We start from the raw sequence: 14,456 nt of genomic DNA, 5'->3' as shown, positions 1-14,456 counted from the left end.
GATTGTTTTTTTTACCACAGAGAAACGGAGTTTTCACAGAGTAGACAGAGCATTTTTACTTTAACCGCAAAGGACGCGAAGGTTTCGCAGAGAAACGCAAAGCTGGGTGTATAGCTCTGCTAATTATATTTATGACTCCTGATGTTGAATTTACAATCTTTATTTCAGCATGCACTCTGTGGTTAAAAAAGGCTGTGGGTTATTTTTGCCACGGGGGCACAAAACACATGGAGTATTTTATTACCACAAAGACACCAAGGCACAAAATCTTTAACACAAATACTACAGGTCTCAATGGCCTCTGTGCTTTTCTCTGTTTGCTCTGTGGTTAAACAAGCAATGTGCTCTTGCCACGGAAACACAGAACCCACGGAGTATTATTTTATAACTTAGCGTGCTTTGCGCCTCCTCTTGGTGCCCTTTGCGGTAAAAAACTGGCGGTTAAAAAATTACAGTAAATCTTTCAGCACCACCCAAACATTTTCGGCCAAAATCTTATCTCCTTCTGCTGTTGGATGAATACCATCGGCCTGGTTTAATTTAGGTATGCCGCCTACCTTATCGAGCAAAAACGGAATCAGCGCCATATTATTTTTCTTAGCCAGCTCTGGAAATATATTTTTAAAATCGGCTGCATATTTAGCACCCATATTTGGTGGCACCTGCATACCGGCCAATACCAGCTTGGCATCAGGATATTTTGCTTTTACCCGGTCTACAATATCCTGCAGATTTTTAGTGGTTTGCGCAACTGGCAATCCCCTTAAACCATCGTTAGCGCCGAGTTCGAGTACAAAGATTGATACCGGCTGTTTCAATAACCAATCAATCCTTCCCTTACCGCCTGCAGAAGTTTCACCGCTCAAGCCACCATTAATTACTTTGTAGGGTAATTTTAAAGAATCTATTCTATTCTGAATCAAAGCAGGAAAAGCTTCCGATGGATCGAGCCCCATACCGGCTGTTAAGCTGGTCCCAAAAAAGAGAATATTCTTTTCCTGCTGATTTACCACAACAGCTTTTTGGTCAGTTGAATCTAAAGTTTTATCCTTATCGCTTTTGCTTTGTCCGTTACCGCAGCCCAGTAGGACAATTCCCAAAACAAATAAGCCTATTATGCGTTTTCGTAACATATTTAACCGGTGTATATCTAATTATAAAACATTATCTTAACAGGCAAGAGCCTATTATGTTTGGCAACAATCTATACGCAAACCCTAAAAAAATCAGCTATTGGAAAGCATATTGAACATCCGAAATGTAAGCAAAATTTACCAAAGTGCCGGACGCGAATTAACAGTTCTCGATCAAATTAATTTTTCAATCACACCAGGCTCAACCGTTGCCATTACCGGTCCATCGGGAAGTGGAAAAACAACCTTACTCGGTTTATGTGCAGGGCTTGATCGGGCCAGCACCGGCACGGTAGAACTTAATGGCGTTGCCCTCGAAAAATTAGACGAAGATGAACGCGCAGCCGTAAGGAACCAATATGTTGGCTTCATTTTCCAGAATTTCCAGTTACTGCCTACACTCACAGCATTAGAAAATGTAATGGTTCCTATGGAATTAAGGGGCGCAAAAAACATAAAGGCACATGCTTTAGAGCTACTGGATAAAGTTGGATTGGCTGATCGTGCACATCACTATCCCGTACAATTATCGGGTGGAGAACAGCAAAGGGTTTCGCTGGCCAGGGCTTTTTCAAATCAACCGGCCATTCTTTTTGCCGACGAGCCTACCGGAAACCTGGATGCCGAAACGAGCGAAAAAGTAATTAAACTGCTTTTCGATTTAAATAAAGATGCTGGTACAACCTTAATCATCGTAACCCACGATCTTGAACTGGCAGCACGGACGGCAAGAACCATCAAAATTAAAGGTGGCGTAATCCTCTCAGACGAAAACCCGACTTATGCTTAACACCATCCCCAAACAGCGCATTAAACTTTCATGGCTCCTTAAAATGGCCTGGCGGGATAGCCGCAAAAACCGTTCGCGTTTGTTGCTTTTTATTTCTGCCATTGTTTTGGGCATTGCTGCATTAGTAGCCGTTTATTCCTTTAAGGATAACCTGCAAAAAGATATCGATGCGCAGGCGAAAGAACTAACCGGTGCCGATTTGGTATTGGATAGCCGAAAAGGGGTAAGTAATGTGATGAACAATATGCTCGATACCCTGGGCGATGAGCGTTCGCAGGAGAAAACGTTTGCCTCCATGATTTATTTCCTGAAAGGTGGCGGTAGCCGTTTGGTACAAATGAAAGCCCTGCAAGGAAAATATCCTTACTATGGCAGCATCGAAACTACTCCCATAGCAGCAGCTACAAACTTCCAATCAGACAGAAATGCTTTGGTCGATAAAACATTGATGCTTCAATTCAACGCAAAGGTGGGCGACTCGGTAAAGGTAGGCGACCTTAATTTTAAAATCCTGGGTACACTAAACAAGGCGCCCGGCCAAACGGGTATTTCGGCCAGCATTGCCCCCACTGTTTACATTCCGCTACAATACCTCGAAAAAACCAATCTGATTAAAACCGGAAGCCGGATTAACCATAAGTTTTACTTTAAGTTTAACGATCCATCAAAAGTTGATGAATGGGTAAAAAAACACGATAGCAAACTCGAAAAAGAAGGCTATGATGCCGAAACTGTCGAATCAAAAAAAGAACAAACCGGCAGATCATTCAAAGATGTAAACCGCTTTTTGGCTTTATCGGGTTTTATTGCCTTATTATTGGGCTGCATAGGTGTTGGTAGTGCCATACAAGTATATATTCAAGAAAAACTGGCAGCCATTGCTACCTTACGTTGCCTGGGTTTAAAAGCGCGTCATGCCTTTTTCATTTACCTGATCCAGGTCTTTTTTATTGGTTTAATTGCAGCAGTTATCGGGGCCGTGCTGGGTACGGCTATTCAATTTTTGCTTCCCTGGGTGCTGAAAGATTTTCTACCCATCGAAATTACCATGCAGGTTTCCTGGTCAGCTGTTGGTCAGGGCATTTTGCTCGGGCTGATCATATCTGTCCTGTTTGCCCTACCCTCACTTTTAGCGGTAAGGAAAATTTCGCCCCTTAATGCCATCCGGGTTTCCTTCGAAAAAAGCAGGGGTCGCCGCGATCCCCTGTTGTGGTTGATATATCTGCTCATGGCAGCCTTTATTGCAGGTTTTACACATTTACAGATGAAAACCTGGATACAAACCCTGTTTTTTACCATCAGTATCGCCATTGCCTTTATTTTACTCCTGATCTTATCTAAACTGCTGATGTTTATGGTTAGGAAGTTACTACCGGGAACAGCTAGTTATTTGTGGCGCCAGGGCTTTGCAAACCTATACCGCCCCAACAACCAAACTTTGATGTTGACGGTTTCCATTGGCCTTTCTACAACTTTTATCTGCACTTTATTTTTTGTACAAGGTATTTTAATGAATCGCGTTAGCCTGTCGTCAGGCAGTAATCAACCCAACATGGTAATGTTCGATATCCAGAATACACAAAAAGAAGGTTTAGATAGCTTAACAAAGGCCTTTAAATTACCCTTAATGAACCAGGTACCGGTAATCACCATGCGTATTGAAGAAATTAATGGCAAAAAATCGACTGCTGATACCAATAACCGCAGGGCCTACCGCAACGAAATCAGGGCTACCTATCAGGATACCCTAACTGTAGCTGAAAAAATTACTGCGGGCAAATGGACTGGAAGTGTAAAAGCTGGTAAAACAGTCTACATTTCGCTCGATCAGCGGTATGCTCAACAAATTAAGGTAGGTTTAAATGACAAAATTCTTTTCAATGTGCAGGGTATGATGATCCCGACTGTAGTGGGGAGCTTAAGAGAAGTAAACTGGAGCAGGATGCAAACCAATTTCAGGGTTGTTTTTCCGGCAGGTGTTTTAGAAGAGGCGCCACAATTTCATGTGCTGATGACCAGGGTACCATCAAGCGAAGTTTCTGCACGTTTTCAGGGCGAAGTAGTACAGCAATTCCCCAATGTTTCGGTTATTGATTTAGACCTGGTTCTAAAACTGCTCGACGAACTTTTGGGCAAGATCGGTTTCGTTATCCAGTTTATGGCAGGATTTAGTATGGTAACCGGTTGGATTGTGCTGATTTCTTCGGTTTTAACCAGTAAAAACCAGCGGATAAAAGAAAGTATTTTACTGCGCACTATGGGTGCCAGCAGTAAGCAGATCATCCGGATTAATGCGATTGAATATTTCTTTTTAGGAGCCTTTGCAGCGGGTGCCGGATTAATCCTGTCACTGGTTGGAAGCTGGACACTGGCTAAATTTAGTTTCGATGCAGCATTTATACCGCCATTCTGGCCAACGCTGTTATTATTTGGTTCGATTGTGTTATTAGTAGTAATTACAGGGGTTTTAAGCACAAGAAGCATCCTGAAACAGCCACCTTTAAAGATTTTACGAACGGGTGGGTAAGCGTAGTGCTGGTTTAACCGCAAAGCACGCAAAGGCAGGCGCTAAGGAAGCAAAGCTAATTGCATCATATTTTTCTGTGCTTTCCGTGCATCCGTGGCAAAAAGCAGGTATGTTTAACCACAGAGTGCATAGAGAAAAACACCAAGGGCACAAAGCTAATTGCATAATACTTTTCTGTGTTTTCTGTGCATCCGTGGCTAAAGTTCAGTTAGATTTAACCACAGCGTGCATAGAGAAAAACACCAAGGATACAAAGCCAGTTGCATCATATTTTTCTGTGTTTTCCTTGAATCCGTGGCTAAACTGCAAAGGGCACAAAAGATTGCATGCTTTCTGTGCGTCCGTGGCTAAAAACAGCGCGTATAATAACCCGGATTTTTGATACTTTTACCTTTATGATCAGATTAAACAGTGATACCCCAATTGATGTGCTTCAGGATGTAAAAGTTGGCAGCATGGTTACCGATACTTTCAGCAAAACCGGCCTGGTAGAAAGCATTGAAGTAAAAGATGATGGCTTGTACCGGATTTATGAATTTACGCTGGTTACCGGCCGAACCATTACAGTTAAAAAATAGCTTTTAACTATGGTGATTTAACCACAGATAAAAAGGATAAACACAGATACAGTTTTTATCCGTAGTAAAAAATAAAACATCTATCCTCAACCCTAACCAAATGTCATTATTCATTTTACTCTTCGGAATCCTGCTGCTATTTGTATTGATTTTGAAAAAAATCAACCCGATGATTGCCTTGCTGGCTGTTGCCATGATAACAGGTTTGCTCTTGGGCATGCCTATCAGCAAGGTAATGGGCGCCATAAGCAACGGCATTGGCAGTACGCTGGGTGGCATGGTAATGGTTTTAGCTCTTGGTGCCATGATGGGCAAAATGATTGAGGATAGTGGCGCAGCAAAAAAGATTGTCTTTATCCTGATCCGCGCCTTTGGTCAGCAAAATATCCAGTGGGCAGTCTTGCTAACCGGATTATTGGTTGGCATTCCGCTTTTCTATAATGCTGGTTTTGTGGTGTTAATTCCACTGGTTTTCGCTATTTCGGCAGCTACGGGTTTATCTAAATTATATATCGGATTGCCCATGGCTACTGCACTTTCGGTAACACATGGTTTCTTGCCTCCGCACCCCGGTCCGGTAGCGCTTGCGGGTATATTTCATGCCGATATTGGCAAAACCCTGATTTACGGATTGGCACTCAGTTTACCCATTGCAGTTATTGCAGGGGTATATCTACCCAGGCTCATCATTAAACGAAATCCAGCCGATACACCGCAGTTCTTTGTATGGAATGAAGATGAGCATCTTCCATCGGCAACGAGAAGTTTTATCACTGCTTTACTTCCGGTATTTTTAATTATTGCCGGAACACTGGGCAGTAGTTTTAAAATGGAATATCCAGGCAAAGCCATCTTTGTTTTTCTGGCTGATCCAACCGCAGCACTTTTGCTTTCGGTAATACTTACCCTATTGCTGCAAAAAGTTGCCATAGCCAAAGCTATGGAATCGTGCACCGAAGGAGTAAAAAGCATTGCAATGATTGTTTTAATTATCGCTGCAGGCGGTGCCTTTAAACAAATATTAATTGATAGCGGTATGGGCGAAACAGTAAAAGCGCTTACAGGAGGCTTAAACTTATCGCCATTATTGCTAGCCTGGCTTATTACTGCATCACTCAGGGTAACTTTGGGCTCGGCAACCGTTGCAGCGTTAACCGCCTCGGGCATGGTTTTGCCATTAATCGGACCAGGTACCCCACCCGAACTGATGGTATTATCAGTTGGTGCGGGCAGCCTGATGTTTTCGCACGTTAACGATACCGGTTTCTGGATGTTTAAAGAATATTTCAACCTCACGCTAAAGGAGACCTTCAGCACCTGGACAGTGATGGAAAGTTTAGTCTCGATTTTAGGTTTGGCAGGTGTGTTGCTATTGAACCAGATCGCTTAAAAGACGATTAACCCATTAGTTCTTCACCCTGTTCTTTTCTGCATCGGCACCCGATGATTCATGGCTGGAAGGTGTGTTAAATGCTTTACCAAACCGGTAGCTGTAACTCATAACTATTCTTCTCGAATCCTGCCGGTTAACCCAATTGGCTTCTGTAGCGGCCAGGTTATTAATTACACCATTAAAGATCCGGTTTCTGAAAATATCGCCAGCACTTAATTTCAGTGTGCTTTTTGGGCTAAGCTTTTTCTGTACTGCGGCGCCAAACTCATGCACCGATCCCAATAAAAACTGCACATTCGAAAACTTGCTCTGGTATTGTCCGTTCAATTCGGCGCTCCAGCTCGGGCTGATTTTAAACTGCAGATTTGGGTAAGCCCTGAAAAAAGTACCATTGGTTACCAAAAACCCGGTATAAAAATCGGTCTTCGAAACCATCCTGCCTACCTCTGTGTAAGCATTCAGTTTCAGCCATTTGGTTAAATCGATTTCTGCATTTACCGAAAGATTGGCCACCCGGGTTTTACCGACATTAGCCGGCCGGCTGTAATAGGTACCGTTTAAAATTTCGATGGTTTCATTTACCTCATCGCGCACCCAGCTGTAGCTAAAGGTAGTTGTTATTTTGTTTTTAAAGGTATGCGATAACTCTAAACTCTGCGTAAACGAGGGCTTTAAGAAAGGGTTACCCACATAATACGTAAACTTATCCAGCGGCGAAAAGAAAGGGTTCAGGTCCTGGTAATAAGGCCTGTCAATGCGGCGACCATAGTTTAACCCGAGCTGGTTATTACCGGCAGTATCGAGTTTGTAAGAAAAGTAAACTGTAGGAAACAAGCTGTTGTAGGTACGTTTAAAACTCGAATCAGGTTTGATCAGGTTACCCAGCTGATGCCCGTTGGAAACCGTATTTTCGTATCGTAAACCCACTTGCAACGAAAACCTTTTCCCTTCCCTACTCATGTTCAAATAAGCCGCATTAATATTTTCGCGGTACAAAAAGTGATTGCTCTTTTCGTAATCAGGGCTGGTTTTTGCGTTAACGGTATTGAAATAACCTGCCGTGTTATTGGTTTTGGTATAAGCTGACTTGGCACCTGCATCCAGTTTCCATTTATTGGCCAATGGATGACTGTAATCTATCTTAGCCGTATAAATATCGATATTGGAAGGTAAATCGCCCGTTAAAATATCCTGATATTTCAAAGCCATGTTGGGTAGATAACTGAAATTGTAATAAGTTTGATCAGTTTGGTTGTGATAAAGCAGATAATCCGCATCAAAAGTTAACTCCCTACCCGCTTGATTAAATTTATGCCTGTAATTTAAGTTAACCCCTGCGTTCTGGTATTTAATCTGATCAATATTTTCGGCATGGATTACCGAATCGAGTTGCATGCTGGCATTAGACAGGTTGCTGGTATTGTTATTTACCTGTTTCGAAATCCGGTTCATCCCGGTAAAAACTACACCCCAGGTTGTTTTTTCAGTTGCATAAAAATCCAGTCCTGTTTTCAGGTTAAAAGTGTTGCCATGCCTGCGGAAATAAGAATTCTGATTAAAATAGGATTTGGCACTACCATCGTCATTTTTATATTTCCTGTTCAAATCCAGATCGGTAAAACTATTATTGAGGTTATAGCTGAGCGTTCCAAAAACATTGAGCTTATCTTTGCGGTAATTAAAATTAAAACTGTCGTTCGAGCGGCTCATCTGTCCCTGGTTCAGACTCAGGTTAATCCCTCCATTAAATCCTGCCGTTTTGGTTTTCTTCGTTTTAATGTTAATCACTCCACCATTTCCAGCCGCATCATATTTGGCCGGTGGGTTAGTCATCAATTCAATCTGATCGAGTGATGAAGAGGGCAACGAGCGCAGGTAATTTTCAAGATCTGCACCAGAAAGATAAGTCGGCTTATCATCGATAAAAATAGCCACTCCATTTTTTCCTTTAAGCGAAATTGCCCCATTCTGATCGACACTTACCCCCGGCGATTTGCTCAACACATCGAGCGCTGTGGTACCTGCATTGGAAATTAATGCATCAACATTAACCACAGTACGATCTATCTTACGTTCAACAAAGGCCCTTTGCCCGGCAACCGTTACCTCTTTCAGGTTATTACCTCCGGTAGCCATTTTAATATCCGCCAGCGCGATATTGGGTTGCACCGCATCCACCATGAGTAAATCTGACTGGTAAATGGGCGCCCCCACAACTGATATTTTAATCTGGTATTTACCGTAACCCAACTGATCGAAACTAAACCGTCCGTCGGCTTCGGTAAAAGTGGTTTTTAACAGAATAGTATCTTTAAGCAATGCTACCGTGGCAAATTCTATGTTTTTGCCTTCGGCATCCAATACCCGTCCATAAATTTTAGATGATGGTGTTTGAGCTTGAGCGAAAGTAAGGGCAATATTCATCCAGATGGCCATAAAAGCCACTACAATTGTTTTCATGAGGGGTTTGGATTAGCGCTTTTTTAGAAATTGGTTTTGTGGTTCTCAATCACATAATTATACATCAGTGAATGTCCCTCGTTTTTCAGAAACTTTTGTTTGTATTTTTTCTGCACATCGGCACTTTGCTTCACACCATTCACAATCAGTTCATCTTTGTTAAGCTTGTACGAGAGTTTGTTGGTACTGCTGATAATCCCGTCTTTCATCATTTCCTGATTAATTTCACTGGTATAATCGTGGCCGTCGCCATTGGTTACTGTTTTAGAAGTAACCGTACGTTCAACACCGGTTCTGGTTGTTGTGGTACCATAAGCTGGTGGTGTAGGCGGGGTTGGCGGCGTTGCTGGTGTACCAGGTGTAGCCGGAGTTGGAGGTGTAGGAGGTGTAGGTGGCACAACATAAGAATTTATAGGTCTTGGCGCTCTCGGTGCGCGCGGTGCTCTTGCCGGACGTGCTGGTCTCGGAGGGCGTGGCGGGCGAGGCACATCATAACCTTTTCCATCAGCATGCTCTTTTGCCCATTTTGCATCTTCCTTAGCCCATTTTGCATCTTGTTTTGCCCATTCGGCATCTTGTTTAGCCCATTCAGCATCATGCTTAGCCAGCTCTTTGTCTGCTGCTGCCCGTTTAATATCTTCAGCGGCCATTTTCCTGTCTTCTCTTGCGCGCTGTTGATCTTCCTTCCGGGCTTTAATATCCTGTTCAATTGCTTGCTTAGGACCGTTTTTTTCCTGCAACAATTTTTCGCTACGATCCATTTTGGCCGCTATTTCGCGTTCCATTTGCTCAGCAGATTTACCTTGTTTGGTTTCGTCGGTTTTGCGATTTGCAGCAGCCTGCTTTTTGGTCGAATCCTGCAGTACCTGAATAGCACTTGATATGTTATTTCCGGCAACAGTTTTTGCATTGCCCACACTTTTAAACGCAGCAGTGCAAATCACTAACGAAACCAGTGCGATGGTTAATATTGTCTTTTCCATTTTGTTTAAAGTTGAATTGGTATTGAATAACATCCTGCTTGCCCTATGCAGCAGGCTACCTTTCCTGCCCGTAACCGCCATTGCATAAGCAGGTGCACGCTGCTTAAACTCCTGACAGACAACCAGGGCCTGAACGTAGTTTTTACGATCGTTAACACAGGCAATGGCCAAATCATCGCAGCAGTGTTCACGTTCTGTTTTTATTAATTGCGATACCCAAAGTACCGCCGGGTTGAAGAAGAAAACGATTTCGATAAAGCTCTGTAACAGGTTTACCAGATAATCTTTGCGTTTAATGTGCGCCAGCTCGTGGGCAAGAATGGCTTCTACCTCGATAGTTGATAATCCGTTAAGTAAACCCAGCGGAACTAACACCAAAGGTTTAAAGTGACCTACCACCATAGGCATTTGGGCAATACCCGATTGCATCAGTCTGATTTGCTGGCTGATCCCCAGTTTTTCGCCAAGTTCAGTTAGTTTTGCATCCCATTTTTTACCAGCAGCGTAAATGGCATGGTTACGCAAATGGTAAACATTATTTAAGCCCACAATCAGCTGAATGCTTTTACCACAAATGATCAAAAACCAGATCAATACAATTTGTATATCGTAGGCATTCCACAATGAAAGTGCCCGGTTCATACCGGCACTCATTTTATCCTGAACACTGGTTACCGCTTGCCCATCCGCAGGAGAAAGGTTAACGATCTTATTGTGGTTATCGCTAAACAATTGTGCGGCTATTACCGGCTTTTGCAATTCTTTATAAAAGGTAAAAGCGATGGCTATTACAAACAGGCTTAAACAAATGGTTAACAGGTTATAACGCAAAGTAGCACTTGCCTTGCGGGTGGTAAACATAACCAAACCTGCCAGCAGGGCCAGTATTACACCAAGCCAAAGCGAATGAAAAAGCGTTGCGCCTAAGGCATGCAGCCAATTTTCGGGTAAAAGGTTAACCAGTTTAAATTCCATGATTGTGGTTTTTAGCATTAATCAATTATTCCATGCTATCCAATAGCCGCTTAATCTCTTCGATCTCTTTTTTAGATGTCTTTTCATTCCCCAGAAGCTGCATCATTAGTTGCGATGCCGATCCTTTGTACAGGGTATTCACAAAACGATCTAATAATTGTACTTTGGTTTTCTCTTCTGCCTCAACCGGAATGTAAATGTGCTTCATTTGGCTTTCATCACGTTTTAAAATTCCTTTCTCGGTCAGGATTTGCATTTGTTTGAGGGTTGAAGTGTAGTTCACTTCGCGCTGCATATTCAACTGATCGTTCACAAACCGAACCGTAGATGGACCAAATTCCCACAAAACCTGTAATATTTCCAGTTCTGCTTTGGTAGGTTCGGGTAAATTATTTTCAGTCTCATTCATTTTCATATTCTAAAGGTACGATAGTTTTCGTACGACGCAAGTATTAGGTTGATTATTTTTTCATAAACAATTCCGAAAAACACCTAACAACCTCATAATCAATTAAAAATATTTTAAAAATTAACCACCACCATATGAGAGTTTATATGTAAAATATAGAAATGAGATTAAAAAGACACTAAACATCTGATGTTTAAATTAAACATCGTATGTTTGCAAAGTCATTTCAAAGCTATGGAACAGGAAGGTAAACTTTTCGAACAGGTTTCGGTTAAAATCCGCAACGATATTAAAGCAGGCAAATTTAAAACCGGCGAAAAAATACCGGCAGAGCCGGCTTTAATGGAAATTTATGGTGTAGGCCGCTCTACCATCAGGGAAGCAATCAAATCGCTCACCCTCTCGGGGATACTTACAGTTAAACAAGGTTTTGGTACTTTGGTCAATGCAGTACCTGCTGAACCGATTGAACAGCGCCTGCGCCGGTCGGATTTTGCCGAAATTAATCAGGTAAGATCGATACTGGAACTGGAGATTGTACTCCTGGCTGCACAAAACCGTACAGAGCGTGATCTGGAAACCATAGCCATCGCACTGCAAAGCAGAAAACAAGCGATTGAAAAAGACTCGCGGTCAGATTGTTCCAATGCCGACATCGAATTTCACCTGGCTATTGCACGGGCATCGGGCAATCATGTTTTAGCCGATCTTTACGAAAGCTTTACGGTAATCATCCGTGATTTCTTTGCCAAAAGAGCACCATCAGGTATTGCCCATTTTGCCATGAGCCACCACTTGCATCAGTCGCTGTTTGAAGCCATACAAAACCGAAATGCAGCTGCAGCCCGAGAAATTACCAGTACCATATTGAATAATAATCATTAATATCGTGTCAATTTTAACTTTTACCCTTATATTAATCCTGGGGGCTTATCTGGCCGGTCTGGTAGGTTCGTTAACCGGTTTGGGCGGTGGCGTAGTCGTAATTCCACTGCTTACCCTGGTGTTTCATGTCGATATCCGTTACGCCATCGGTGCCGCCCTGCTGGCTTCTATTGCCAATTCATCGGGTGCTGCAAGCGCTTATATCAAAGAAGGCATTACCAATATCCGACTGGGCATGTTCCTCGAAATTGCCACAACGCTTGGCGCAGTACTGGGTGCTTTAATTGCTATTTATACACCAACCAATACCATTGCAATTCTTTTTGGCTGTGTATTGCTTTTTTCTGCAGCTATGACACTGAGGAAAAAGAACCAGGAAGCTTTAACGGAAGGCAGCCAGCTATCGGCTGTTTTAAAACTGAACAGCAGCTACCCTACAGCAGCAGGCCCGGTAAATTATAAGCTTAGAAATGTGGGTGCGGGTTTTTCCATTATGACAGTGGCGGGCGTAATGTCGGGTTTACTGGGCATTGGCTCGGGAGCTTTAAAGGTATTGGCAATGGATACGGCCATGAAAATTCCTTTTAAAGTGAGTACAACCACAAGTAATTTTATGATTGGAGTTACAGCAGCAGCCAGTGCAGTGGTTTACCTGCAACGGGGCTACATGGACCCAGGTATTGCTTTTCCGGTAGTACTTGGCGTACTGGGTGGTGCATTTACAGGTGCGAAACTCTTAACACACATCAACCCTTCAACACTCCGCATTATCTTTTGCATTGCCATCACCTTTGTGGCCTTAGAGATGATTTATAACGGCTATCACCATCAATTTTAAACACTACCAATATGAAAAATTCGATTTCAAAACAACTGATCGGCGACCGCGATGTAGAAAAAATTGTGGGGCAGCTATTGCGCTTCGGGGTAATTACCGCGAGCTTGGTTGTACTATTGGGCGGAATTCTTTTTTTAATCCAAAACGGCGCTGGCACACGGCCCGATTATCATATTTTTAAAGGAGAGCAAGACAGCTACATCACTTTTGAAGGGATATTTATGGGGCTTTTTACCTTTAAACCTATGGCCATTATCCAGTTTGGGGTATTACTGCTAATCATCACCCCTATCATGCGGATTGTATTTTCGCTATTTGCATTTATGCTGGAAAAAGATAAACTATATGTAATTATTACGCTGATTGTTTTGGGGATTATTCTGGCGAGTACTTTTGGCGGATTGAAGGTTTAATTTTTTATTTCCATTACTGTCTGTAGAGTTAAGCGCAGCGTCTCTACGGATTGGTAAATGAAATTGAGTTTCCTAACTCAATCCATAAAAACGAGTCAAAGACTCTTTTCTATTCATAATCCGTAGAGTCCTCCGGAACTCTACGGACAGACAGGATTTTATTTCGGTTGGTGCAGACACCACCGGATAGTCCATCTTAATCAGCCTTAATCTCTTTTATCACGGCAATAATATCTTCTTCGCCATATTTAACGGCTGCAGCTTCGAAAGTTTGCAATGCCGTTTTAGCTAGTGGCGACGAAATCCCCTCTTCTTTGGCCAGATTTAAATCTTTCACAATGTGTTTCAGTGCGAAAGCAGCCTGATATTGATCAGCAATGATCGCATCACCCTTAATTTTGGTAAAGATATTTCCAATGGCGGCATTGTTGATCAGATTGAGCAGATCTTCTGTTTTGATTCCCTGTGTATTGGCAAACAATACGGTTTCGGCCAGCCCCTGAGCATACAAAGCCAAAAGTGAATTAATGGCCAGTTTTGCACTATTCCCTGCTCCTGTTTCGCCTACGTGCATGGCTAGTTTTCCAAGGCGCTCTAAAATGGGTTTTACAGCATTAAAAGCACTTTCATCGCCTCCAACCATAATAACCAGCTGGCCCGTTTCAGCTTGTTTTACACTACCAGAAACGGGGGCATCTAAATAAATATGTCCTTTAGCCCCGCAATCGGTAGCCATTTGCTTCGAGATAGCAGGTGAAACCGTACTCATGTTAACAATGGTTTTCCCAGTTGTTTCTGCACTCAAAATACCATCTGATCCCTTAAAAACAGCTTCTATTGCGGCATCGTCACTCACCATTACAAATACTACATCTGTTTGTAATGTGAGCTCTTTTGGTGTTTCGGCCAGTAAAGCCCCTGCTTCTGTCAGGGCTCCTTCTTTTGCTTTGCTCCGGTTATATACTTTAACTTCGTAGCCTGCTTCAATCAATTGTGTGGTCATCGGGATCCCCATGTTACCCAATCCGATCCAGCCTATTTTTGTTGTGTTCATTCTGTCTTTTTGTTGATA

General features: G+C 42.6%; 12 protein-coding genes. 7 read left to right on the top strand and 5 right to left on the bottom strand.

The annotated features are described in order from the left end of the window. Nucleotides 1-449: 449 nt before the first annotated feature. The gene (locus OC25_RS10935) at nt 450-1,133 is read right to left on the bottom strand and encodes an arylesterase (RefSeq protein WP_039475669.1); all 684 of its coding nucleotides are present in this window, start codon (nt 1,131-1,133) and stop codon (nt 450-452) included. A gap of 100 nt (nt 1,134-1,233) precedes the next feature. On the opposite strand from OC25_RS10935, the gene OC25_RS10930 reads away from it, so the two are divergent. The 4 genes from OC25_RS10930 to OC25_RS10910 all read left to right on the top strand — a co-directional run bounded on the left by OC25_RS10930 (nt 1,234) and on the right by OC25_RS10910 (nt 6,418). Further along, nucleotides 1,234-1,923, top strand: a complete 690-nt coding sequence (locus OC25_RS10930; RefSeq protein ID WP_039475668.1) for an ABC transporter ATP-binding protein — start codon at nt 1,234-1,236, stop codon at nt 1,921-1,923. Next, nucleotides 1,916-4,450: an ABC transporter permease gene (locus OC25_RS10925; RefSeq protein ID WP_039475667.1), complete on the top strand. Its 2,535-nt coding sequence runs from the start codon at nt 1,916-1,918 to the stop codon at nt 4,448-4,450. Before OC25_RS10930 ends, OC25_RS10925 begins: the two co-directional genes overlap by 8 nt. 395 nt (nt 4,451-4,845) lie before the next feature. Beyond that, nucleotides 4,846-5,028 carry a hypothetical protein gene (locus OC25_RS10915; protein ID WP_039475664.1) on the top strand — a complete coding sequence of 61 codons (183 nt, stop codon included), beginning with the start codon at nt 4,846-4,848 and terminating at the stop codon, nt 5,026-5,028. 100 nt (nt 5,029-5,128) lie between these two features. Continuing rightward, complete coding sequence (locus OC25_RS10910) at nt 5,129-6,418, top strand: GntT/GntP/DsdX family permease (RefSeq protein WP_039475662.1); 1,290 nt, start codon at nt 5,129-5,131, stop codon at nt 6,416-6,418. Between the two features lie 15 nt (nt 6,419-6,433). Here OC25_RS10910 and OC25_RS10905 read toward each other — a convergent pair whose 3' ends face one another. The 3 genes from OC25_RS10905 to OC25_RS10895 are packed head-to-tail and all read right to left on the bottom strand — an operon-like array spanning nt 6,434 to nt 11,248. Beyond that, on the bottom strand, nt 6,434-8,881 hold the full coding sequence (locus OC25_RS10905; RefSeq protein ID WP_039475660.1) for a TonB-dependent receptor: 2,448 nt from the start codon (nt 8,879-8,881) through the stop codon (nt 6,434-6,436). 23 nt (nt 8,882-8,904) lie between these two features. Continuing rightward, on the bottom strand, nt 8,905-10,839 hold the full coding sequence (locus OC25_RS10900) for a M56 family metallopeptidase (RefSeq protein WP_167335386.1): 1,935 nt from the start codon (nt 10,837-10,839) through the stop codon (nt 8,905-8,907). 25 nt (nt 10,840-10,864) lie between these two features. Beyond that, entirely contained in the window at nt 10,865-11,248 is a 384-nt protein-coding gene (locus OC25_RS10895) for a BlaI/MecI/CopY family transcriptional regulator (protein WP_244154722.1), read from the bottom strand. Nucleotides 11,249-11,437: 189 nt separating this feature from the next. Between OC25_RS10895 and OC25_RS10890 the strand changes: the two genes are divergently transcribed. From OC25_RS10890 to OC25_RS10880, 3 genes are read left to right on the top strand one after another with little or no spacing between them, the layout of a single operon-like run. Then, nucleotides 11,438-12,133 carry a FadR/GntR family transcriptional regulator gene (locus OC25_RS10890; RefSeq protein ID WP_245221963.1) on the top strand — a complete coding sequence of 232 codons (696 nt, stop codon included), beginning with the start codon at nt 11,438-11,440 and terminating at the stop codon, nt 12,131-12,133. A gap of 4 nt (nt 12,134-12,137) precedes the next feature. Continuing rightward, on the top strand, nt 12,138-12,971 hold the full coding sequence (locus OC25_RS10885) for a sulfite exporter TauE/SafE family protein (RefSeq protein WP_039475652.1): 834 nt from the start codon (nt 12,138-12,140) through the stop codon (nt 12,969-12,971). A gap of 11 nt (nt 12,972-12,982) precedes the next feature. Beyond that, complete coding sequence (locus tag OC25_RS10880; protein ID WP_039475650.1) at nt 12,983-13,384, top strand: DUF1634 domain-containing protein; 402 nt, start codon at nt 12,983-12,985, stop codon at nt 13,382-13,384. 196 nt (nt 13,385-13,580) lie between these two features. Here OC25_RS10880 and OC25_RS10875 read toward each other — a convergent pair whose 3' ends face one another. Further along, the gene (locus OC25_RS10875) at nt 13,581-14,438 is read right to left on the bottom strand and encodes an NAD(P)-dependent oxidoreductase (RefSeq protein WP_039475762.1); all 858 of its coding nucleotides are present in this window, start codon (nt 14,436-14,438) and stop codon (nt 13,581-13,583) included. Nucleotides 14,439-14,456: the final 18 nt, after the last annotated feature.

Origin of the sequence: Pedobacter kyungheensis, assembly GCF_000812965.1 — a bacterium.
Taxonomy (GTDB): Bacteria; Bacteroidota; Bacteroidia; order Sphingobacteriales; family Sphingobacteriaceae; genus Pedobacter; species Pedobacter kyungheensis.
The sequence above is the reverse complement of the archived record's forward strand: the minus strand, read 5'-3'. Positions and strand labels throughout refer to the sequence as shown.

Coding starts and splice junctions, on each gene's coding strand:
- OC25_RS10935 (WP_039475669.1), bottom strand. CDS start 1,133: ATGTTACGAAAACGCATAATAGGCTTATTTGTTTTGGGAATTGTCCTA.
- OC25_RS10925 (WP_039475667.1), top strand. CDS start 1,916: ATGCTTAACACCATCCCCAAACAGCGCATTAAACTTTCATGGCTCCTT.
- OC25_RS10915 (WP_039475664.1), top strand. CDS start 4,846: ATGATCAGATTAAACAGTGATACCCCAATTGATGTGCTTCAGGATGTA.
- OC25_RS10910 (WP_039475662.1), top strand. CDS start 5,129: ATGTCATTATTCATTTTACTCTTCGGAATCCTGCTGCTATTTGTATTG.
- OC25_RS10905 (WP_039475660.1), bottom strand. CDS start 8,881: ATGAAAACAATTGTAGTGGCTTTTATGGCCATCTGGATGAATATTGCC.
- OC25_RS10900 (WP_167335386.1), bottom strand. CDS start 10,839: ATGGAATTTAAACTGGTTAACCTTTTACCCGAAAATTGGCTGCATGCC.
- OC25_RS10895 (WP_244154722.1), bottom strand. CDS start 11,248: ATGAATGAGACTGAAAATAATTTACCCGAACCTACCAAAGCAGAACTG.
- OC25_RS10890 (WP_245221963.1), top strand. CDS start 11,438: ATGTTTAAATTAAACATCGTATGTTTGCAAAGTCATTTCAAAGCTATG.
- OC25_RS10880 (WP_039475650.1), top strand. CDS start 12,983: ATGAAAAATTCGATTTCAAAACAACTGATCGGCGACCGCGATGTAGAA.
- OC25_RS10875 (WP_039475762.1), bottom strand. CDS start 14,438: ATGAACACAACAAAAATAGGCTGGATCGGATTGGGTAACATGGGGATC.